Below are 20,579 nucleotides of genomic sequence, written 5' to 3'. Positions count from 1 at the left end.
TCGGCCCATTCTGGCCGCTGTGCCCCTGGGACGGAGCCGTCTACGCGTTCTCGACATCCACGGCCCACGAATTCCGAAAAAACTTTCCCGGTCCGGCAGGCGAACCGGGCCCGAGCGGCCGACCTGCGCCGATCCAGTCGTGACCCAACTGTTTCCGGCCAGGCGATAACAGTGAATCAGCCCAGGCGAATTCATAGAGAGTGCTCCGACGGAAGGGCACTGGCTTCGGCGCGCCGGGCAGTCGCGCCGGACCGAGATCGATCCGTCGCACGACCACCCCGAACGACGAGCGATAAGTAGAGTCTTTGTGATGAATGGCGACGACCCCCAGTACCGCGCACCGATGCGCCGGGTGCCGCCGCCCGGCCGGCCGCCGCTGCCGCGGCCCGGGCCGCACCGGGCGGGCCCGCCCCCCGGCGACCCGCGTGCGCCGTACGTCGAACCGACGCAGGTGATGCGGCGCGGCGGCCCGCACGCCCAACCGCTCGCCTATTCGCAGGTGCCGCCGGAGCAGGCCGCGACGCGGATGCCGCCACCGATGGACAAGCGACGCCCGCCGACCCACGCGCCGACGCAGCAGCCGGTCCCCTACCGCGAGGATCCGCCGCCGCGGCAGTTCCGTGGCGCGCCGCCCCCACCGCCGCCGTCGGCACCGCCGCGGCGGGAGCGGGCTCCGCGGCCGCGCCGCAAGCGCCACTATTTCCGCTGGTTCCTGGTGTTGCTGCTGGTGCTCGTGCTGGCCGCGATCGGTGCCGTGATCCAACTCGACCGATCCCTGACCCGTATCCCCGCCTTGGCGAACTACGCCGAACGCGTCGGGGACACGCCGGGCACCAACTGGCTGCTCGTCGGTTCCGACGGCCGCGCGGGTTTGTCCCCCGAGCAGGAGCAGGAGCTCGCCACCGGCGGCGAGGTCGGCCCGGAACGCACCGACACGATCATGCTCGTGCACGTCCCGAAGTCGGGGAAGGCGACGTTGGTCAGCCTGCCGCGCGACTCGTACGTCAGCATCCCCGGCAACGGCAAGGACAAGCTGAACGCCGCCTTCGCGATCGGCGGCGCGCCGCTGCTCGTGCAGACCGTCGAGATCGCCACCGGCCTGCGCATCGACCACTACGCGCAGATCGGTTTCAGCGGTTTCGCTGGCGTGGTCGACGCGCTCGGCGGCATCGACGTGTGCCTGCCCACCGCCATCGACGACCCGCTGGCCGGAATCAACCTGCCCGCGGGCTGCCAGAAACTGACCGGACCGGAGGCACTCGGTTTCGTGCGCAGCCGCGCGACCGCGCTGGCCGACCTGGACCGGATGAACAACCAGCGCATCTTCATGTCCGCCTTGCTGAAGAAGGCGACAAGCGCTGCGACACTGGCCAATCCGTTCAAGCTCTGGCCGTTGGCCTCGGACACGGTCAAGTCGCTGAAGGTCGACAACGGGGACCACATCTGGAACCTGGGTCAGCTCGGCTGGGCGCTGCGCGGCGATACCGTGGCCACGACGGTGCCGATCGGCGGCTTCGACGACACCGCCAGCGGCAATGTGCTGCTCTGGGACAAGAGCAAGGCGAGCGGGTTCTTCGAGGCGCTCGCGAAGGACCAACCGATCCCGGAGGATCTGCTCACCAGGTAACGTCGATCACATGGCCGACATCGATGAGTCGTTCCCTGGTCTGCTGCGCGAGCAACTGCACCGCGGCTTCACCGCCGCCCAGCAGTATCTGGCCGCCGCCGTGTACTTCGATTCGAATCGGTTGCCGCAGTTGGCCAAACACTGCTACGCGAAGTCCGCCGAGCAGCGCGCACACGCGCTGCGGATGGTCCAGTATCTGCTCGATCGCGATCTGGAGATCCGGATCGGCGGGCTGCGCGAGGTCCGGTCCAGCTTCGAATCTCCGCGTGCCGCAATAGCTTTCCTGCTGGACGACGAGCAGAACCGGAGCACCCAGATCACCGGGCTGGCGCGGGCGGCCCGCGAATCGGGCGACTATCTCGGCGAGCGGTTCATCCAGTGGTTCCTCAAGGAGCAGGTGGAAGACGTCGCCCGGATGACCACCCTGCTGGCCGTGATCGATCGCGCGGCGGGCGACCTGTTCGATGTCGAACAGTTCATTGCGCGCGAGTTAAGGGCACCCCAACGTGTCGATACCACGACGCCGAAAATGGCAGGCGCAGCAAAGAATTAATTAGGCAATACTAGCCTCAATAAGGTTGCACTTGGATGACACGCGCCTTGACCAGCGCTAATGTCACCTCTATGTCCAGCCATCCGGAGTCCCCGCGCAGCAAATTCCACGGCCTGCTTCACGATCAGATCAGGCATGAATTCAATGCCGAACATCAATACATCGCTATCGCGGTGTGGTTCGACAATGCTGATCTGCCCCAGTTGGCCAAGCGGTTCTACGCGCAGGCGGTCGAAGAGCGCAATCACGCGATGATGATCGTGCAGTACTTCCTCGATCGCGATATCAGTGTCGACCTCGCCGGGATCGACGCCGCGAAATCCAAGTTCGAGAATGTGCGCGAACCGATCGCGCTGGCCCTCGCCCAGGAGAAGACGGTCACCGACCAGATCATCCAGCTGGCGAGCACGGCCCGCGAAGAGGGCGACTACCTCGGCGAGCAGTTCATGCAGTGGTTCCTGAAGGAGCAGGTCGAGGAGGTCGCCAATATGACCACCCTGCTCAATATCGCCGATCGCGCCGGGTCGAACCTGTTCGATCTGGAAGAGTTCATCGCGCGCGAAATGAGTGGTCCGAGCGATGCTTCCGGCGCGCCGTCGGCCGCGGGCGGCACCGTCTGATCGGCTCGCTGCGATAAGCGACAAGGCCCAGCTCTTCGCGACGAGCTGGGCCTTTTGCCATTCCCTGCGCTAGCTGGCGCTCAGCGTGCTGATCAAGGACGTGATGATCTTCAGGATCTGCTCCATTGGTGTGCCTCATTCCTCATCGTTTCGGTGAGACTGCCCTCACCTGCACCAGCCTTCGGTGTCAGAGGAGAACCTAACGGAGCAGCGATCATTCAGTTGGATTTTGACTGAATTCAATCCGCTTAATTTGTCAGCGCAGGGTGACCTGGCGCGAGCGCAGGCCGTCGCGCGAACGACGCTCGTCGGCGGTCAGCGGCGCGTCCGTGGCCAGCGCCTCGGCCAGCCGGGCGCCGAATTCCTCGGCGGGCTTGGTCCATTCGTCCGCATGCCGTTCCCGATCCAGGTCGAACACCGGGACGAGCACGCCGTGCGTGCGGAACGAACCGGCGAACCGGGAACCCTCGCCGAGGTGCAGTCCGCCCGCGGCGTGCAGCCGGGCCAGCGCCAGCATCAGGTCGTCCTCGTGCTCCGGGCGGACCCAGCGGATATGCGCCTTCTCGCCGGCATCCACCCACCACGCGGCACCGGCGGTGTCCGGCGCGAGCGCGATCCGCGCCGACGGCATGATCGCCTGCTTGGCCTGCTCGATGGTCGCGGCCACCTGCGCGTCGGGCTGCACGCCCTCGGGCACCCACCAGTCGAAGTCCTGGTGCACCGTGAGATCCAGGGCAGCGCCCGGATCGATCACGTCGGCCAGCCGCGGGCCGCCCGCCACGCTCTCCACCGAGGACAGCGAGTCGCCGGGCTCGGCGGACTGCGTCCACAGGATGGCGGCGGCCAGGTCGGCGCCCGCGTCGGCGCTCTGGAACTGCGTCTGCGCGCCGACGAATCCGGTCGGCGGCTCACCCGCGCGCGCCAGCGCGGCGACCGCACCGGGGAGCACGGTGGCGAGCACGACCGGGCGCTCGGCCGCGACGCTCGACGCCAGCTTCAGCTCGGCGGTCGCCGACGGCACGAACTCGCGCAGCGCGACCAGATCGCACTCCGCGGCCAGCCCCTCGAAGGGACGCGTGACGGTCTGCGCCGCCTGCTCCTGCGCGGCCTTCCGCTCGGCGAGACGCTGGGCCCGGTTCCCGCCGGGCTTAGGACTGTTGCGCTTGCTCTTACCCACGGGGGGTCAACCTACAGGGTGTGCCCGCCGCCACCCCGCGCGCCACGTCGGCGAATCCCACCCGGCCGCGCCGCCGCGCCACCGGCCTCCGAATAACCAACGCACCCAATCACGTTCGCCATCCTGCCCACCCCGCCCGCCCCGACCCGCCCGCCGATACCCGACAACCGCCGTTCACCGGGGTATACAACCCACCCGGATGCCGCTCGGCTCACCGGCTGTCGCGTCCAACGGGACCGCCCCCTCGACCCGGTCATCGCCCGCTCGACGATTCTGCCGCGCACCCCAGCATTCGAGTCCGAGCCCACGGGACCAGCGTGGCACCACCGGTTGTCGCCACCCCGAATCCCGTTGAGCGCGCGGCGCTTCCGAGCGTGCCGTCACACGCCGCTGCGCAGGGTTGCGTGCGGCCAGGTCTGAGCACGCAGCACTTTCCGCCGAGCAGTCACACCCCTGCCGCGGAAGGTTGCATGCGACCGCGCCCACTCGCGCGGCACTTTCCGGTGAGCGGTCACCTCCCGCCGCAAAAGGGTTTGGTGCGGCCGGGCCCAAGCTCTCAGCGCGAGCAGTCACGCTGCCGAGCGCGCGGCGATTCCCGCATGCGGTCAGGCGCTGCCGAGGAGGGTTTTGGTGCGGCCGGGGTGGTTGGTGGCGACCCAGCTGACGCCGAGGTCGGCGCAGAGGCGGACGTCGTCGGGGTCGTCCACGGTCCAGCAGTAGGTGGCGCGGCCCGCGGCGGCGGCCTTGTCGACCAGTTCGGGGTGTTCGCGCAACGTCTTCACCGACGGTCCGACCGCGGTCGCGCCGACCGTCGTCGCGGCGCTGCCGCCGAGGTAGCGGGAGGATTCGCCGAGCAGCACGGTCGGCAGCAGCGGCGCGGCGCGGCGGATCCGCCAGACCGCGGTCGCGGCGAACGACATCACCACCGCGCGGGAGTGATCGGCGGACGCGGGCGTCGCGATGCCGAACCGCTGCAGCTCGGCGAGCAGCTTGTTCTCCACCAGCGCGCCGTAGCGCACGGGATGTTTGGTCTCGATGAACAGCTTGGTCGGCCTGCTGCGCCAGTCCAGCACGAGGGTGATCAGCTCGCTGAGCGTGAGCACCGGCGACGGTGCGCCGTCCGCGCCGAAATCGAGCTCCTTCAGTTCGTCCAGCGTCATCTCGCTGACCAGGCCGGTGCCGGAGGAGGTCCGGTCGACGGTGCGGTCGTGCACGCACACCAGGTGCCCGTCCCTGGTCAGCCGGACGTCGCATTCGACGCCGTCCGCGCCTTCCTGCAGCGCCAATTCGTATGCGGCGAGCGTGTGTTCGGGACGCGCCGCCGAGGCACCCCGATGCGCCACGACGAACGGTGCGCGACTGCCCTGGCTCACTTGGCCATAACCTCCTCGTGCTCACGGTCCACTGCACCGTCGGGCGGGTTCTGCGGTTCGGCATCCGCGGCGACGGGCTGCTCGACGGTAGCGGGTGCGCCGCGGCCGCCGGGCTGCACGGGTTCGATCACCGGTACGGGCGGGTCGACGGCGATCACCCAGCGGCGCGCGATCCGGCTGTGGCCGAACGCGTCTCGCTCCTCGATCGCGCGCAGCATGGTGAGGGTGAGCAGCGCGACCGCGGCGGCGACCAGGTCGGTGAACGCGGTGAACAGCACGCCGTCGGCTTTGACCTGCAACGAGTCCGCGGTCCGCCAGTACAGCGCGGCCACCGCGACGAGGCCGCCGACTACCCAGGCCGCCCACCAGAGCCGGATCGCCCGCACCGCCCGCGGATCGTCGCGCTCGGCGACGATCTCGGTCAGGAAGATGCCCGGCCACACCAGGTTGACCACCGGGACGACGCAGCCGAGCACGAGCATGCGCACCGACCGTGGCTCGCCGCGACCGGCCTGCTCGAAGACGGTTCGCCGGGTCCGGATCAGCCAGCCGACCATCGCGAGCGCACTGATCAGCGCGAGCAGCAGGGCCAGCAGCGCGGCGCCGACGACGAACGCGTCGGAGGCGAACAGCAGCGCGGGGTGGATCAGCCGGGTCCGGTTGCGCAGCAGCAACAGATAGCGCAGCAGCTCGGCGAGCGCCGCAAGGCCGAACACGACCGCGGTGGTGATCAGCAGGGTCGGCACCTTGCGGGTCAGCTTGGCGAACGGCAGCGCCGGGGCGGCCGACTCCCGCGGCGGCTGGTCGAGCAGACCCCAGCGCGGGATCTGGGTGTAGCGCGGGGTGGCAGTGGCGGCGGGCGGGGCGCCGGAACTCTTGCGCAGACGATGATCGGGTCGGCGCGCCACCCACCGGTAGTTACGGCGTGCGGCGGGCGCGTCGATCGGCGCGGGCGACAGCAGCACGCCCCGGCAGCGCGGGCACCAGTGCATCGGAGTCGACTGCACGGCCCACCGCGCACCGCAACGCGCACAAGGTTGGACAACCGTACTCATCGCACCTCAGCTCTCCCTCAGTAGATCTTCGCCTGGTGGTCGCCGTCCGCGATCAGCGGGCGTCCCGCCTGCTGCCACGCCACCATGCCACCGCGGACCTGAATCGCTTCGTAGCCGATGTGCGTGAGGTATTCGACCACCTGGAGAGAACGGCCGCCTTGCCGGCAGATGACGTAGAGGTCGACGTCGAACTCCAGCTCGTCCACCCGGGCAGGCACGTCGACCATCGGGATGTGGATCGCGCCGGGCGCGTGTCCGAGCTGCCATTCGTCCTCTTCGCGCACGTCGAGCAGGATCGCCCGGGTGGGGTCCGGCGTGGTCGGCGCGGCGCGGTCGAATTCGCTCGGCAGCGCGTCCACCGGGACCGAGGGAACATGGGGACTCGTCACGGTTTCGATCCTGCCATGGGCGCGCGGGGACCGCGCAGTTCCGGCCCGGCCGGGGACCTCGACAGCAAGCCGATACTTCAGGTATGTTCTCCGTCCCGGAACCCTGAACGAGGCCCGCTCCGGGGCGGCATGTGCATATCTCCGACAGAGTTATCCACATAATCCACAACCTCATCCACAGGCTGTGGCTATCAGACAGCGCATCAATCCAGGGTTCGGCTATCAAAGCAACCGTTTGGCTAACCTGCTCGCCGTCTCGCACACTCGAATTCGGTCGCTGCGTGTTGCGCTCGGTACCCGCTGGCGTGTCACGCGGCCGCGAACGACCGATCCGGGACTCCCCTCCACCAAGTACATCCCGGAGCGGTCATCCGCCGCTGACCTCGGAACTTGTGGCGCAGCATGTTCCGACATCTACTTGGACGACGCAGCGTGCGGTTCGGTTCCATAAAAAACGAGAACGCTAGCGAAAAACTTAAATATTGGGCTGCACCGGTAGCTGTCGGTAGCCTGTGCGCATGAACGTGAGCAGGGGGCTACTCGACGGAATGGACACGGCCGGACTCAATGTCGCCCTGTCCGAGGCCACGTGCCTCGGCCTGCAGGTCGACGCGGCGGCCGGACAACTACGACTCGATCTAGAGGTGCTGACGCTTCCGGAGAACGGAACGCCCACCGAGGACTACCGGGTGCAGGTGACGTTCACCGGAGTCGGCCGCGTCGCCGCTTCGTTGCGCATGCAGAACTGGGACGCCGTCGAACCGCAGGTGCTGCCGCTGCAGCTGGACGGCCTGGACGAGGCGATCCGCAGCTTCGGCGGCGGTCGGCTGCACGGCTGGGAGTTCATCGACCTCGACGACAGCGGGTGGACGCTGTGGGGCGAGCTGCTCAGCTTCGATACCCGCATCGATGATCACGACTCCGCGCATGTGCTGGAGTTCTCCCAGGAAGAGGGTATCGACCCGCGCGAACTCGACGTGCGCGTGTGGTTCGACAACGTGCTGATCCAGGACGCGAAGGGCCAGGAGATCCCGCTGACCCAGTTCATCGCGGGCGCCACCCGCTGGTGGGCGGCGCACGACGCGGGCGATCCGCGAGCGACCCGGCCCGGTGTCGCGCCGCCGCTCTGAACCTCCGCACCCCTACCGCACATCCGGACCGACCGGGTGTGCGGTTTTCGTTCATGTGACCTTCAGGCGCCGAGGCCGGCCGGGCAGCTCACCCCGGTCGCGTGCACCGGACAGTAACCGCCGGGATTCTTGGCCAGGTACTGCTGGTGATAGCCCTCGGCGTAGTAGAACGCCGAAAGATCGGGCAGCGCCGCGATTTCGGTGGTGATCTCGCCGAAGCCGGCCGCGGCCAGCCGCGCCCCGAAGGTGCGCGCACTGCTGCGCGCCAGCTCGGCTTGACCGGCATCGATCGTGAGCAGCGCCGATCGATACTGCGTGCCGCGATCGTTGCCCTGGCGCATGCCCTGGGTCGGATCGTGGTTCTCCCAGAAGCACCGCAGCACGGCCGCGTAGTCGAGCACCGCGGGATCGAACACGATCAGCACCGATTCGGTGTGCCCGGTCTGGCCGCTGCAGACCTCTTCATAGGTGGGATTCGGGGTGTATCCGCCCGCGTAGCCGACCGCGGTCGTATACACGCCGTCGAGCTGCCAGTACTGCCTCTCCGCACCCCAGAAACAACCCATCGCGACCACCGCGACCTGCAGTTCTGCCGGAAACGGCGGATGCAGCGGATGACCGTTGACGTAGTGGGTATCCGGCACGAGGATCGGTTCCGCACGGCCGGGCAGCGCATTGTCCGGCGCGACCATGACGGGCGTGGGGAGGCGCAACCGCCCCACTAGTTCGTCGTACCACGACATGGTTCGATGCTACGCGTGAGGTTTCGACCCGGTGCCCGGACCGCGGACACGACGGCGCACAGCCCGCGCGCTGGACGTCAGCGCTGGAATGCGCAGGCCTCGGGCCCGGTTGGAACCGATCGGGTGTACGAATGATGGTTGGGTGTGCCCGCGAAACGGCGCGCCCAGCCCGACATAGGAAGGGACATCGTGGCTGAGTACACGCTGCCAGATCTGGATTACGACTACAGCGCCCTGGAGCCCCACATCTCCGGGCAGATCAACGAGCTGCATCATTCCAAGCACCACGCCGCTTACGTCGCAGGCGCGAACACCGCGCTGGAGAAGCTGGAAGCCGCCCGCGAAAGCGGCGATCACGGCGCCATTTTCCTCTACGAGAAGAACCTGGCCTTCCACCTCGGCGGCCACGTCAACCACTCCATCTGGTGGAAGAACCTTTCCCCCAACGGTGGCGACAAGCCGGTCGGCGAGCTCGCCGCCGCGATCGACGACCAGTTCGGTTCGTTCGACAAGTTCCGTGGTCAGTTCACCGCGGCCGCCAACGGCCTGCAGGGCTCGGGCTGGGCGGTGCTCGGCTACGACACCCTCGGCCAGAAGCTGCTGACCTTCCAGCTCTACGACCAGCAGGCCAACGTCCCGCTGGGCATCATCCCGCTGCTCCAGGTCGACATGTGGGAGCACGCCTTCTACCTGCAGTACAAGAACGTCAAGGCGGACTACGTCACCGCGTTCTGGAACGTCGTCAACTGGGAAGACGTGCAGGAGCGCTTCGCCCGCGCCGTCTCCCAGGGCAAGGGCCTGTTCTTCGGCTGAGTCTGATCGCCGCGCCTTCGCGCGGCGGGTTCGCGGCCCTTCCAGGGTTCGGATCCGAGCGACCGCTGCTCGCGACTGTGTCGCCATCGCATCGGCCACTCGGATCCGAACCGGGCCGCGAACAGCAATCGCTTGATCTCGCTCCGCTCGAAACCCGCGGTCCTACCGGTGTTGTTGCGTGGGGAGCCGAATCGAACCCGCAGGCAGTTGCTGTCGGCGGGTTCGGTCGTTTCCTGGGGTCCGGGATGGACACGCCCGGGGCGCGGGGCGGTATCGGTTCGACCGACGGCGACATCTGCCCAGCGAGAACAGCTGGTCAGGCGGTTTCTACTGGCCGACTGGCACTCTTTGGTACTTGTGTGCCAGGTGTTTCTTAGGTCATCCTCGGAATCCACAGTTCGAGGACGGGCAAGGCCGCCCCCGGTTTCATGACGGGAGGCACGATGCGTACGAATGAACCGATCGGCATCACGCCGTTCCAAGCCCGCGGCGCGCTGCGGGGTTTCGTCATCTCCGGTCGCTGGCCGGACACCACCAAAGAGTGGGCGCAGGTGCTGGTGCTCGCGGTCCGGGTGGCCTCCATGCCGGGTCTGCTGGCCACCTCGACCGTGTTCGGGGTGCGCGAGGACCTGCCCGACGATCCGGCGCCCGGCACGGTCGGGTTGGTGATGGCCGAGGGCACGGTGCTCGGCGAAGAGGCGCTGACCCCCGGCCGGTTTGCCGGTCATGTGCCGACCGCGCTACTGATGCTGCATCCGCCCTCGGAGACCAAACCGACGCTGCCGGAATGCGCGGGCGCCGCGTCCGGGTGCGTGCTGCTACCGGGCGTACCGCATCTGGGGCTGGAACACCGCGCGGCGTGGGCCGAGGCGGAGTCCGACGGCACGGTGACCTCGCTGGTCAGCCGGGTCGGGCTGGACCCGATCAGCGATCCCGACACCGCGGTTCTGGCTATGCTGCTGGCCGCGTAAGGGTACCCGAAACTCGCGGCACGGATCACCAAACTTATTGTGCGCATTGCGATTTCGATTACAGCGGGTTGGCATGCCCGGCGTTCGGCGGGTAAAGTCGGCGGCAGCGAAGGGGAGTAGCCCCCAATCACATAGTCGACATACTGACCCGCCACCCCACAAGGGATCGGGTCCGGCTGTGTGAACCGGTTCGTTCCGGTGGGCGAGACCTTCGGCCAGGACAACATTCGTTGTCGGCCGGAGGCGTATCCAGACTCCGGCCGGCAGGCCGGAGACCCAGGAGCCGCACACATCATGATCGCCACCGTTTTGCTGAGTATCGGCATCGTCTTCCTCGCCGAGCTGGGCGACAAATCCCAGCTGATGGCGTTGACGTTCGCCCTGCGCTACCGCTGGTGGGTCGTGCTCGGCGGGATCGCGACCGCCTCCGCCGCGGTGCATCTGCTCTCGGTCGGCGTCGGCTACTTCCTCGGCTCGGCACTGCCCACCCGGGCCATCGCCCTGGTCGCCGCGCTCACCTTCCTGGCCGTCGGTGTATGGACCCTGCGCGAACACTTCGGTACCGCCGGCGAAGACGACCCGGCCCCGAAATCGTTGCGCGCGAGCACCGCCCCGTTCTTCGTGGTGCTGTCCGCGTTCCTGCTCGCCGAACTCGGCGACCGCACCATGTTCGCGACCGCCGCCCTGGCCACCGACTACGACTGGATCGGCGTGTGGGTCGGCTCGACCATCGGCATGGTCGCCGCCGACGCCCTGGCCATCGCCATCGGCATCCTGGTCGGCAAGCACCTGCCCGAACGCGCCATCGGCATCGGCTCCGGGCTCCTGTTCCTGTACTTCGGTGCGCTGACCCTGATCTCGACCGCCGCGCCGGATCTCGGCGGCCTCACCGTCGCCCTGCTCGCCGCGACCGCCCCCGCCCTCGGCGGTGCCGCCCTCCTCGCCACCCGCCGCCTGCGCCGCGCCACACCGGCCGAGCCCGCCGACCAACCCGCGATCCCCGCCGACCCGCCCACCCACCGCTAGCCGGACCAAGAGCGACCGACGCTGCCGCGCACATTTCGCCACCCCCGCGCGCGTGTCCTTCAACCGACACGCGCGCGGGACGCCAAAACCCGCGCGGCACAGGACGAGCACTACGGAGCGCGCGCTCAACCAAACGGCGCGCGCCATACCGCGACTGGTAGGCGGGGCTGCGGTCAGGCGAGGGCTTCGCCGTACAGTCGTCCGCCGCGGCGGACGAGGTCCAGGAGGGGGGCGCGGAGGGCGAGGAGGCCGTCCAGGTCTTCGGCAGCGATTCGGCCGGTGACCATGGCGCTGATCGCGGCGGCCAGGGTGATGCAGGCGAAGCGTTGGTCGTCGGTGCGGGCGTCGAGGACGTCGGCGATCAGGCCGACGAACAGCTCCTGCAGTTGGGCGCGGCGCGCGATGGCGGCCGAACCGACCGCGTAGACCTCGACCAGGAACAGGCGGGCGCTGGCCGGGTCGTCGACCAGGTGCTGGAGGTAGGCGGCGAAGATCTTGTCCATCCGGGTCACCGGGTCCAGCTCGGTGGCCGCGGCCGGTGCTCCGTCGGCTTCCAGCGACGCACCGGCGATGCGCTCGAGCAGATTCTGCGCGGCCCGCTCGTACGCAGCCTCGAAACAGGCCTCCTTGGAACGGAATTGCTCGTAGAAGGTTTCCCGGGAGACCCCGGCCCGCTTCAGGATCGCGGCGACGGAGGTCCCGACGTAACCGTTCTCGACCATCGCCTCGGCCATCGCGATCAGGATGCGCTCGCGCTGCGAGGCGACCACCTGCTCCCGCGGCAGGCCGTGCCTGCCCCGCGGGAGTTGCCGTGCGCTGGTTGCCGATTCGGTCATTCGGGAACTCCGGTGTTGTCGGTCTAGACGGGCCGCTCCATTTTGCGTGGTCTGTCTGGTTGGTCTGTTGTGAAGGGTGCCGCTTCCTTCCGGGCGATCTCCAGCGCGCGCGGTACGCCGCGCCGCAGAGCGAGGTCGATGACCCGCTGAGCGACCGGGCGGGCAGGCAGCACGTAGGCCACCCACCACGGTGACACGACCTGGCGGCTCCGGCGCGCGATGGCTTTTTCCACCGCGTCGATGGCGGGGCCGAGCGGCGCGACACCGGACACCGTGGCGCGCCCGATGATGGCGCGCGCCGCGTCGGTGCCGAATCCGCGCGAGGTCATATCGGTGTCCAGTTCGGCGAAATACGCGACGCCTACCTTCGCGCCGGTGTGCTTGACCTCGATGCGCAACGTATTGCCCAGGGCCTCCACCGCCGCCTTCGCCGCGCTGTACGCGCCGACCAGCGGCAGGTTGACCGCCGCGGCGAGCGAGGACACCAGCAGCGCATAGCCGTTCGCGTGACTGATGTGCGGTCCGGCCGCGCGCAACGTGTAGTAGACGCCGAGGACGTTGACCGCGAGCGTCTGCTCCATCACCGCGGTGTCGCCGCCGAGCAACGGCAGCTGCCGCGCGATGCCCGCGTTGGCGACCACCACGTCCAACCCGCCGAGCTCACCGACCAGCGTCTGCACCACCCGGTCGACCTGTTCGGCGTCGCCGACATCGCAGTATCGCCACGGGGCGTCCCCGCAGTCGGCCGCGACTTCGGCGAGCAGTTCCGGCTCCAACCCCAGCAGCGCGACCCGGGCGCCGTGGGCGTGCAGTTGCCGGGCCAGCGCGGCCCCGATCCCCCGCGCCGCCCCGGTGATCAATACCTTGCGACCGGCCACGGACGTCGCGGAGAACAGCTTCATGCCAGCGACGGTACCACCCAAGAACACATCTGTTCGCAAATAATCCCACGCGGCGATGAAGGCGACACAAACTCTGGAAATAGGCAGCCGACTGCAGGAAATTCAGTTATTCCTTTGACAAAGCAAATGTAACGCAGATCACAAGTCCTCGATAGAGCCCTCGCAATCCGTTCATTTCTCACAGAGGGCAAAACGATGACGACTCCGCAGGGGGACTATCCACCCCAGCAACCGCAGAATCCGCCTTGGAGCAGCCAAACACCTCCGGGTGTCGGGCAACAGTTTCCGCTCCAACCGGGGCAGTATCCGCCGCCCCCGGGACCCGGCTACGGACCGCCACCCCAGAAAAAATCCAGTGCAGGCAAAGTCGTTTTGATCGTCGTCGCCGTCATAGTCGGGCTTTGCGGTTTCGGTGCCGTCATCGGCGCCCTGACCGGCGGAAACGACAACAAAGACGAAGCGGCGCCGAGCAGCGCGGCCGCGGTCCCAGCCGGCTCGGCACCGGCGGCAGCACCCGAGCCGTCAAAACCCTCTGCAGCCTTGCCGGGCCTCAATACGCCGGTACGTGACGGCAAATTCGAGTTCGTTGTCACCAGCGTGCAGAGCGGCTTGGCCGTGGTGGGCGATAACCCTTATCTACAGCGAAAAGCCCAGGGCGCCTACACGATCGTGTCCATGACAGTGAAGAACACGTCGAACAAACCGCAGGGTTTCAGCCCGAGCGCTCAGTACTTGTTCGATGCGCAGAACCGCAAGTTCGAGAACGACGCCGCGGCCGCGATCAATCTACAGCCGGACACGAGCCTTTACGCCGGCGTGAACCCAGGCAACACGGTCACCGCCCAGGTTGTCTTCGATCTGCCACCCGACGCAGTTCCGAACCACATCGTGCTGCACGATTCGATGTTTTCCGGCGGCACCAAAGTGACCCTCCAGTAGCCTCGACGATGGTCCTCTCCGACGTGAGAGGGAGGTCTCACCTGCCCGGTCCGGCACACCCGTTAGGGTGCAATTGACGAAGGGCCAACTGGCTGTCACGAACGAGAGGACCATCGTGGAGATTTCGGGTTCCGCCGCCATTGTCACCGGAGGCGCATCCGGCCTCGGCGCCGCCACTGCCAAGCGTTTCGCCGAGCTGGGGGCCACCGTTTTCGGCCTGGATGTGCCGCAGTCCATCGAGCGCGCGGGCGATAACGTGCCCGCCGGGGTCACCCTCATTCCGGCCGACGTCACCAGCAACGACGAGGTCGGCGCCGCGGTCGCGAAGGTCGTCGAGTCCGGTGCGCCGCTGCGCATCGTGGTGAACTGCGCGGGCGTCGGCTGGGCGGGGCGCATCCTGTCCAAGAACGGCCCGCACGACCTCGAGCTGTTCCGCACGGTCATCACCGTGAACCTGCTCGGCACCTTCAACGTCATGCGCCTGGCCGCCGACGCGATCTCCAAGACCGACACCGTCGACGAATACGGTCAGCGTGGCGTCATCATCAACACCGCCTCCGTGGCCGCGTTCGAGGGCCAGATCGGCCAGATCGCGTACTCCGCCTCCAAGGGTGGCGTGCACGGCATGACCGTGCCGGCCGCGCGCGACCTGGCCCAGTTCGGCATCCGGGTGAACACCATCGCCCCCGGCATCATCGACACCCCGATGCTGGCCGGCGTCACCGAGGAGTACCGCAAGGGCCTCGAGGCCGGCGTGCCGTTCCCGTCGCGCCTGGGCCGCCCGGACGAGTACGCGCAGCTCTCGCAGTACATCGTCGAGCACGACTACCTCAACGGTGAGACCATCCGCATGGACGGCGCGCTGCGCATGGCCCCGCGCTAGGCCCTCCCTGCGGGAAAGCCGCTGTCGACCGACTCGGTCGACGGCGGCTTTTCGATTTTCAGAGCGCGGGCTTGTGCCCGATCCCGAGAAACGCGGTGGTCGACAGCGGCTGGTTCGGCCGGTAGTTGGCGGCCAGGTAGGACTTCATCAGCGATACCCGCTCGGCCCACACCTGCTCGCCGACGTTGCGCCGCATGAGCGTCAGCGGCGCGCTGCTGCGCACCATGGTGTCCCACAGCTGGTCGGCGCCGGCGCAGGCCAGTGCGGTCGAATGGCGTTGGATGGACACGGCTTCGAAGCCGGCCCGGCGCATCTCGGTCTCGAAGATCTCCGGATTCTCCAGACTGAGGTAATTGGGCTGCGGCTCCTGGATGCTCGGGTCGGCGGCCGCGATCGCGCCGAACATCAAGCGCATCAACGGTGATTCGACCACCGGCGCCCAACTGGACACCACCGCCGTCCCGCCCGGGCGCAGCACCCGGAACAGCTCGCCGAAACCCTTGACCCGCTCCGGGAAGAACATCAACCCGAACATGGAGAACCCCGCGTCGAACCGGTCGCTCTCGTACGGCAGGTCCTGTCCGTCGCCCACCCGCGTCTCGATGTTGGTCAGCCCGGCGGCCCGCGCGGCGGTGCTCAGCCGCGCCAGCATCGGCGCGGAGAAGTCGATCGCGTGTACCCGCGCCACCTGCGGCGCGGCCAGCAGGCTCAACAGTCCCGTACCCGCCGCGACATCGATGACCTGCGAAGCCGTTGTCAGCGAGGCGAATTCGAGGGCGCGATCGGAGAACGGTTGCATGAGCGCGGGCGCGAATTCCGCGTAGCCGTCGGCGACGAGATCCCACGGCTCGGCGACGGCGAGAGGGTTTCCGGACATGAGCTGGCGATCCTTTCGAATGTCCAAATTTAACCGCCTCGGACCGCGCCGGACCACCAACTCGAACGAAAATCGCTGTGCGCGAAGCAAAGACCGAAGGCCACCGGATCCGCGGATCCGGTGGCCTTCGGGTGTGCGCGAAGTGAACTCAGAGGGTGCGGGTGAGCCGATCGGTGAGGATGTGCGCGAACCGCGCCGGATCCTTCAGCTCGCCGCCCTCGGCCAGCACGGCGGTGCCGTACAGCAATTCGGCGGTTTCGGTCAGCTCGGGCACCTTGCCCGCGTCCGCGTCCTCCTTGCGCGTGTCGTACGCGTCGCGCAGGCCGGTGACCAGCGGATGCGTCGGGTTGAGTTCCAGAATCCGCTTGGACTCCGGCAGTGCCTGCCCGGACGCGCGATACATCCGCTCCAACATCGGGGTGAAGTCGAAGACATCACCGACGAGGCAGGCGGGCGAGGTGGTGAGCCGGTTGGTGAGGCGCACCTCCTTGATGTTCTCGTCCAGGGTCTTGCCGAGCCAGGTGAGCACCTCGGCGAAGTCCTTGTCCTGCTGTTCGCGCAGCGCCTCGGAGGCCTTCTTCTCCTCCTCGGACTCCAGGTCGACCTCGCCCTTGGCGATCGAGGTGAACGGCTTGCCGTCGAAGTCCGGCACCGAGCCGACCCACATCTCGTCGACCGGGTCGGTCAGGATCAGGACCTCGCGGCCCTTGGCCTGGAAAGCCTCCATGTGCGGGGAGCTTTCGATCTGCTGCCGGGATTCGCCGGTCATGTAGTAGATCGCGTCCTGGCCCTCGGGCATCCGCTCGACGTACTGGGCGAGCGTGGTCAGCTCGGACTCGGAATTCGTCGAGGCGAACGAGGACACCTGCAGGATGGTCTCGCGGTTGTCGAAATCGCCGAGCAGACCCTCCTTGAGCACCCGGCCGAATTCGCGCCAGAAGGTCTGGTACTTGCCCTGGTCCTCGGCGCCCTGCAGCTCCTTGACCGTGGACAGCACCTTCTTGACCAGCCGCTTGCGGATCATCTGGATCTGGCGGTCCTGCTGCAGGATCTCGCGGGACACGTTGAGCGACAAGTCCTGCGCGTCCACCACACCCTTGACGAAGCGCAGATACTCCGGCATCAGCTCTTCGCAGTTGTCCATGATGAACACCCGCTTGACGTAGAGCTGCACGCCGCGCTTGTGCTCGCGGGTGAACAGGTCGAACGGCGCCTGCGAGGGTAGGAACAGCAGCGCCTGGTATTCGAAGGTGCCCTCCGCCTTCATCGGGATGATCTCCAGCGGATCGTCCCAGGCGTGGCTGACGTGCTTGTAGAACTCCTTGTACTCCTCGTCGCTGACCTCGCTCTTCGGGCGGGTCCACAACGCCTTCATGGAATTGAGGGTTTGGTCCTCGAGGATGGTCTTTTCGGACTTCTCCTCGCCCTCTCCCTCGGTGACGGTCCGCTCGACCTGCATGCGGATCGGCCACGCGATGAAGTCGGAGTACTTCTTGACGATCTCCCGGAGCTTCCACTCCTGGGTGTAGTCGAAAAGGTGGTCTTCCTCGTCGGCGGGCTTCAGGTGCAGCGATACCGCGGTGCCCTGCGGGGCCTCGTCGAGGGTTTCGATGGTGTAGGTCGAGCTGCCGGCGGCGGATTCCCACCGGGTGCCCTCGGTCTCCCCGGCGCGCCGGGTGGTCAGCGTGACCTTGTCGGCGACCATGAAGGTCGAGTAGAAGCCGATGCCGAATTGGCCGATCAGCTCCTCGGCCGCGGCCTCGGACTTCGCCTCGTTGAGCTTCTTGCGCAGCTCGGCGGTGCCGGACTTGGCCAGGGTGCCGATCAGGTCGACCACCTCGGCGCGGGACATGCCGATGCCGTTGTCCCGAACGGTGAGGATCCGGTCGTCCTTGTCCACCGCCAGCTCGATGTGGAGGTCGGACGTGTCGACGTGCAGATCCTTGTCCCGGAAGGACTCCAGCCGCAGCTTGTCCAGCGCGTCGGAGGAGTTCGAGATCAGCTCCCGCAGGAAGGTGTCCTTGTTGGAGTAGACCGAATGGATCATCAGCTCGAGCAGCTGATGGGTTTCTGCCTGGAACTCGAGTTGTTCGACGTGCTCTGTCACGTCGCGATAGTACGTCTCCCGAAATCCTCGAGGCCAGGAACCTCCAGGTCGGCCCGATCCGACATCCATTCGCGCAGCACCTGGGTGGCGCGCACGTCGTCCTCGTTGTATTCCAGCAAACGGGTGCGCTGGGACAGGTCCGGTGCGTCCTCGTAGCCGACGGCCAGCCGATACCAGCTCATCGACGCCTCGCCGCCCGCCTCGGCGTCGCGCCAGGCGAAGCCCGCGACCGGCGCGATCTTCTTGAGCCCCTTGCCGTTCGGGCAGATGAATTGGTCGGATACGGCCTGGAACATGTCCACCCATTCCGGCCCGTCCACGAACGCGCGCACCTGGTCCACCGTCGGCACGCCGGGCCTGCCCGCGAACCGGCGCGCCGACTCGTACAGCCACTTGTCCTCGGCGGTGCGCGAATAGCAGTAGGCGGCAAAGGTTTTCCCGTGCGCCCTGGTTTCCGCGCGCACCGTCATCAGCCAGGTCCAGAATTCGCCGAAGGAGCGGCCCTCGTCCTCGGTGGGCAGCGGGTCCCAGGTGACGAACGGGCGGTACACCCCATCGAGCAGCGTGCCCCACAGATACGCGCCGTACTCCTGGAAGCTCTCCAGATCCACGTCCACCTCGACGTCGGCCCGCTGCACCCGCACCGGTTGCACCCGGCGCACCAGCGGCGCGCCCGCGATCCAGGCCCGGGCGGTGACCACCGCCTCGTCGAACGGGCCGTGCTGCCAGTCGTCCGGGTCCTCGCCGGTCCAGCTCGCCAGATCGTCGATGGTCTGCACGTCGTGCCTGCGCAGCACCTCGGCGCGGGATCCGGGCGCGACCAGGCTGACGTCGCGGTGTTCGATGAGCCAGCCCTCGCAGCTCGGCCCCTCGATGCTGCGCGTCCACCAGGGGCACTGCCGGCACTCGGGCACCTTGGACGGCACCGTCGGCAGCTCGCCGCGGACCACCGCGACCCGGTCGGCATAGCGTTGGTCATAGTCGGCCAGGATGGGCCCGAGGTCGTGCACGAGGATGCGATCGAAGTGATACCCGATCACGCCGCCGACCAGGGCGGGGCTGGCCAGGCCGTGCCGCTGCAACATCCGGTAGAGGTGCGCGAGGCGCTGCTGATCCCGGGGCTGCTGGCGTAGTTTGCGGTGCCGATCCGGTTGCGGATCCCAGTGATACGGGTCCGAGGTGGTCGGGTGGAAATCGGCGGGCTCGGGCTGGCGCGGGTCGGTCACCTTGTGGTTCACCACGATCACCGGGATATAACCGCCGCGGTCGGCGTCGTGCAGCAGGATCTCCGAGCCGCCGCGCCGGCCGGTCTCCGGTTCCTGCGGTAGCAGGGCGCCCCAGATGTGGCGCACTCCGTCGGCACACGCCTGCATGGTGGCCGCGGCCCGTTCGGACGCCCGCAGCGTCGGATCGATGACCACCCAGCCGTCCGGGTCCGCCGCGATCAACGCGTCCCGCACGCGTAGCCGATGGGCGGTGGCGGCCTCGCGGCGCTGCCGCACGCCCGGGTCCTCGCTGACGCCGGTCAGCGCCCCCGGGTGGGCCGCGTCCAGATGCAGCCGGTGCCGGCAACCGATCAGCGCTCGCGCGTCGATGAAGGGGGTCGGCGCATCCGCGACACCGGCCGGCCGTTCCACGGCCATGCCGTTGTGCTTGCGACCTTCCCGGTCACCGATGCCCGAATCCACGTAATGCAGTATGGTCCCTCCCCCCGACAAACCCACGAACCCCGTGCGCACGGGCACGTTTCGAGCCGATCCCCACTTGCCTCCGGGAGCGGGAGCGAGGCCCTACGCTCTCAACTGTCGCAGTTGAACCGATAGGGTATGGACAAACCGTGTGACATGGGCGGACGGGCTTTCCCCGGCGTCGTACTGCCATGGCAAACCAGCATGACGGAGGGCCTTCGATGGGGTTGTTCACGAAGCGCAAGCGGCGGCCGAGCCGCAGGGCCGAGGCGAAAGCTCTCAAGCACAAGGCCGGTCTGGAGGCCAAACTGGTCGCGAAGAACGACCGGAAGGCCCGCCGCGCGGAGGCCCGCACCCAGCGCAAGGTGGCCAAGGCCCAGATCTCCACGCTGCAGGCAGAGGAAAAGGCCGCGCTCAAGGTGGCGGCCCGGGCCGAGCGCGAACTGTTCAGCGCGAGCCAGGTGAAGAAGTACCTCGGCGTGGCCCGGGTGCTGATTCCGGTGCTCGCGCCGCTGGCCTACCGGGCCGCGACCTTCGTGCGCGGCCAGCTCGACATCCGCAAGGCCCAGCAGCTCGGGATCGGCATCGAGCAGCTCGGCGACTTCGCCGGCCACGGCGCCCGGTTGCAGGCCCGGATCGCGAATACCGAAGCGGCCCTTGGCAAGGTCGGCGCGCAGGACGGCAAGGACAAGGGCGACACGCAGAAGTTCGTCGTCTCGACCCAGGCCCGCCTGGACAGCCTGGCCACCGCGGTGCAGACCGCCGAGCAGATGCCGGCGCCGCGCCGCCGCACGGTGCACGCCTCCATCTCCGAGGAGCTGTCCCAGGTCGAGTCCGACGTACTGGCCCGCCTCGGCGTGCGCTGACCCC

At 67.9% G+C, this 20,579-nt stretch carries 20 protein-coding genes; 10 read left to right on the top strand and 10 right to left on the bottom strand.

Features of this window, described 5'->3' with window-relative positions:
* Nucleotides 1-310 precede the first annotated feature (310 nt).
* From NVU01S_RS11495 to NVU01S_RS11485, 3 genes are all read left to right on the top strand, one after another.
* Nucleotides 311-1,627, top strand: a complete 1,317-nt coding sequence (locus tag NVU01S_RS11495) for an LCP family protein (protein WP_082032197.1) — start codon at nt 311-313, stop codon at nt 1,625-1,627.
* Nucleotides 1,628-1,637: 10 nt separating this feature from the next.
* Nucleotides 1,638-2,180 (top strand): ferritin, encoded by a 543-nt coding sequence (locus NVU01S_RS11490; protein WP_043675607.1) that lies wholly within the window; start codon nt 1,638-1,640, stop codon nt 2,178-2,180.
* A gap of 71 nt (nt 2,181-2,251) precedes the next feature.
* The gene (locus tag NVU01S_RS11485; protein ID WP_014980911.1) at nt 2,252-2,800 is read left to right on the top strand and encodes a ferritin; all 549 of its coding nucleotides are present in this window, start codon (nt 2,252-2,254) and stop codon (nt 2,798-2,800) included.
* Between the two features lie 256 nt (nt 2,801-3,056).
* Here the strand turns inward: NVU01S_RS11485 and NVU01S_RS11480 are convergent, their stop codons facing one another.
* The 4 genes from NVU01S_RS11480 to NVU01S_RS11465 all read right to left on the bottom strand — a co-directional run bounded on the left by NVU01S_RS11480 (nt 3,057) and on the right by NVU01S_RS11465 (nt 6,794).
* A complete protein-coding gene (locus tag NVU01S_RS11480; protein ID WP_042262360.1) occupies nt 3,057-3,977 on the bottom strand; it encodes a DUF5926 family protein in 921 nt (306 codons plus the stop codon).
* Between the two features lie 605 nt (nt 3,978-4,582).
* Nucleotides 4,583-5,350, bottom strand: coding sequence for a glycerophosphodiester phosphodiesterase (locus NVU01S_RS11475; protein ID WP_043675603.1), 768 nt, complete (start codon nt 5,348-5,350; stop codon nt 4,583-4,585).
* The gene (locus tag NVU01S_RS11470; protein ID WP_244896306.1) at nt 5,347-6,357 is read right to left on the bottom strand and encodes a DUF4328 domain-containing protein; all 1,011 of its coding nucleotides are present in this window, start codon (nt 6,355-6,357) and stop codon (nt 5,347-5,349) included. The genes NVU01S_RS11475 and NVU01S_RS11470 overlap by 4 nt, the downstream gene beginning before the upstream one ends.
* 65 nt (nt 6,358-6,422) lie before the next feature.
* Nucleotides 6,423-6,794 carry a rhodanese-like domain-containing protein gene (locus NVU01S_RS11465; RefSeq protein WP_043675597.1) on the bottom strand — a complete coding sequence of 124 codons (372 nt, stop codon included), beginning with the start codon at nt 6,792-6,794 and terminating at the stop codon, nt 6,423-6,425.
* A gap of 518 nt (nt 6,795-7,312) precedes the next feature.
* Here NVU01S_RS11465 and NVU01S_RS11460 point away from each other — a divergent pair.
* On the top strand, nt 7,313-7,924 hold the full coding sequence (locus NVU01S_RS11460) for a hypothetical protein (protein WP_043675594.1): 612 nt from the start codon (nt 7,313-7,315) through the stop codon (nt 7,922-7,924).
* A gap of 62 nt (nt 7,925-7,986) precedes the next feature.
* On the opposite strand, the gene msrA is transcribed toward NVU01S_RS11460, so the two are convergent.
* Nucleotides 7,987-8,667, bottom strand: coding sequence for a peptide-methionine (S)-S-oxide reductase MsrA (gene msrA / locus NVU01S_RS11455; protein ID WP_043675591.1), 681 nt, complete (start codon nt 8,665-8,667; stop codon nt 7,987-7,989).
* A 189-nt stretch (nt 8,668-8,856) separates the two neighbouring features.
* On the opposite strand from msrA, the gene NVU01S_RS11450 reads away from it, so the two are divergent.
* From NVU01S_RS11450 to NVU01S_RS11440, 3 genes are all read left to right on the top strand, one after another.
* Nucleotides 8,857-9,480, top strand: a complete 624-nt coding sequence (locus NVU01S_RS11450) for a superoxide dismutase (protein ID WP_014980904.1) — start codon at nt 8,857-8,859, stop codon at nt 9,478-9,480.
* 443 nt (nt 9,481-9,923) lie between these two features.
* Nucleotides 9,924-10,451: a hypothetical protein gene (locus NVU01S_RS11445; RefSeq protein ID WP_043675648.1), complete on the top strand. Its 528-nt coding sequence runs from the start codon at nt 9,924-9,926 to the stop codon at nt 10,449-10,451.
* 294 nt (nt 10,452-10,745) lie between these two features.
* The gene (locus tag NVU01S_RS11440) at nt 10,746-11,477 is read left to right on the top strand and encodes a TMEM165/GDT1 family protein (RefSeq protein WP_043675646.1); all 732 of its coding nucleotides are present in this window, start codon (nt 10,746-10,748) and stop codon (nt 11,475-11,477) included.
* 173 nt (nt 11,478-11,650) lie between these two features.
* Here the strand turns inward: NVU01S_RS11440 and NVU01S_RS11435 are convergent, their stop codons facing one another.
* Both NVU01S_RS11435 and NVU01S_RS11430 read right to left on the bottom strand, forming a co-directional pair.
* Nucleotides 11,651-12,313, bottom strand: coding sequence for a TetR/AcrR family transcriptional regulator (locus tag NVU01S_RS11435; RefSeq protein ID WP_043675588.1), 663 nt, complete (start codon nt 12,311-12,313; stop codon nt 11,651-11,653).
* 23 nt (nt 12,314-12,336) lie between these two features.
* The gene (locus NVU01S_RS11430) at nt 12,337-13,215 is read right to left on the bottom strand and encodes an SDR family NAD(P)-dependent oxidoreductase (protein WP_014980900.1); all 879 of its coding nucleotides are present in this window, start codon (nt 13,213-13,215) and stop codon (nt 12,337-12,339) included.
* Between the two features lie 372 nt (nt 13,216-13,587).
* On the opposite strand from NVU01S_RS11430, the gene NVU01S_RS11425 reads away from it, so the two are divergent.
* Together NVU01S_RS11425 and NVU01S_RS11420 are read left to right on the top strand one after the other, a co-directional pair.
* On the top strand, nt 13,588-14,154 hold the full coding sequence (locus tag NVU01S_RS11425) for a DUF4352 domain-containing protein (protein ID WP_043675585.1): 567 nt from the start codon (nt 13,588-13,590) through the stop codon (nt 14,152-14,154).
* A gap of 115 nt (nt 14,155-14,269) precedes the next feature.
* Nucleotides 14,270-15,037 carry an SDR family NAD(P)-dependent oxidoreductase gene (locus NVU01S_RS11420; RefSeq protein WP_014980899.1) on the top strand — a complete coding sequence of 256 codons (768 nt, stop codon included), beginning with the start codon at nt 14,270-14,272 and terminating at the stop codon, nt 15,035-15,037.
* Nucleotides 15,038-15,095: 58 nt separating this feature from the next.
* On the opposite strand, the gene NVU01S_RS11415 is transcribed toward NVU01S_RS11420, so the two are convergent.
* The 3 genes from NVU01S_RS11415 to NVU01S_RS11405 form a co-directional block, all read right to left on the bottom strand.
* On the bottom strand, nt 15,096-15,914 hold the full coding sequence (locus tag NVU01S_RS11415) for a class I SAM-dependent methyltransferase (RefSeq protein WP_043675582.1): 819 nt from the start codon (nt 15,912-15,914) through the stop codon (nt 15,096-15,098).
* A gap of 148 nt (nt 15,915-16,062) precedes the next feature.
* Entirely contained in the window at nt 16,063-18,021 is a 1,959-nt protein-coding gene (gene htpG, locus NVU01S_RS11410; RefSeq protein ID WP_043675579.1) for a molecular chaperone HtpG, read from the bottom strand.
* A complete protein-coding gene (locus NVU01S_RS11405; RefSeq protein ID WP_052280925.1) occupies nt 18,018-19,664 on the bottom strand; it encodes a TM0106 family RecB-like putative nuclease in 1,647 nt (548 codons plus the stop codon). The genes htpG and NVU01S_RS11405 overlap by 4 nt, the downstream gene beginning before the upstream one ends.
* Before the next feature lie 266 nt (nt 19,665-19,930).
* Here NVU01S_RS11405 and NVU01S_RS11400 point away from each other — a divergent pair, with 266 nt between their 5' ends.
* The gene (locus NVU01S_RS11400; RefSeq protein WP_043675576.1) at nt 19,931-20,575 is read left to right on the top strand and encodes a DUF6474 family protein; all 645 of its coding nucleotides are present in this window, start codon (nt 19,931-19,933) and stop codon (nt 20,573-20,575) included.
* The last annotated feature ends 4 nt before the right edge of the window (nt 20,576-20,579 follow it).

Source organism: Nocardia vulneris (assembly GCF_001613425.1).
GTDB classification, from domain to species: domain Bacteria; phylum Actinomycetota; class Actinomycetes; order Mycobacteriales; family Mycobacteriaceae; genus Nocardia; species Nocardia vulneris.
This window is presented reverse-complemented; position numbering and strand designations above follow the sequence as displayed.

Coding starts and splice junctions, on each gene's coding strand:
- NVU01S_RS11400 (WP_043675576.1), top strand. CDS start 19,931: ATGGGGTTGTTCACGAAGCGCAAGCGGCGGCCGAGCCGCAGGGCCGAG.
- NVU01S_RS11415 (WP_043675582.1), bottom strand. CDS start 15,914: ATGTCCGGAAACCCTCTCGCCGTCGCCGAGCCGTGGGATCTCGTCGCC.
- NVU01S_RS11430 (WP_014980900.1), bottom strand. CDS start 13,215: ATGAAGCTGTTCTCCGCGACGTCCGTGGCCGGTCGCAAGGTATTGATC.
- NVU01S_RS11490 (WP_043675607.1), top strand. CDS start 1,638: ATGGCCGACATCGATGAGTCGTTCCCTGGTCTGCTGCGCGAGCAACTG.
- NVU01S_RS11460 (WP_043675594.1), top strand. CDS start 7,313: ATGAACGTGAGCAGGGGGCTACTCGACGGAATGGACACGGCCGGACTC.
- NVU01S_RS11485 (WP_014980911.1), top strand. CDS start 2,252: ATGTCCAGCCATCCGGAGTCCCCGCGCAGCAAATTCCACGGCCTGCTT.
- NVU01S_RS11445 (WP_043675648.1), top strand. CDS start 9,924: ATGCGTACGAATGAACCGATCGGCATCACGCCGTTCCAAGCCCGCGGC.
- NVU01S_RS11495 (WP_082032197.1), top strand. CDS start 311: ATGAATGGCGACGACCCCCAGTACCGCGCACCGATGCGCCGGGTGCCG.
- NVU01S_RS11435 (WP_043675588.1), bottom strand. CDS start 12,313: ATGACCGAATCGGCAACCAGCGCACGGCAACTCCCGCGGGGCAGGCAC.
- msrA (WP_043675591.1), bottom strand. CDS start 8,667: ATGTCGTGGTACGACGAACTAGTGGGGCGGTTGCGCCTCCCCACGCCC.
- NVU01S_RS11405 (WP_052280925.1), bottom strand. CDS start 19,664: ATGGCCGTGGAACGGCCGGCCGGTGTCGCGGATGCGCCGACCCCCTTC.
- NVU01S_RS11440 (WP_043675646.1), top strand. CDS start 10,746: ATGATCGCCACCGTTTTGCTGAGTATCGGCATCGTCTTCCTCGCCGAG.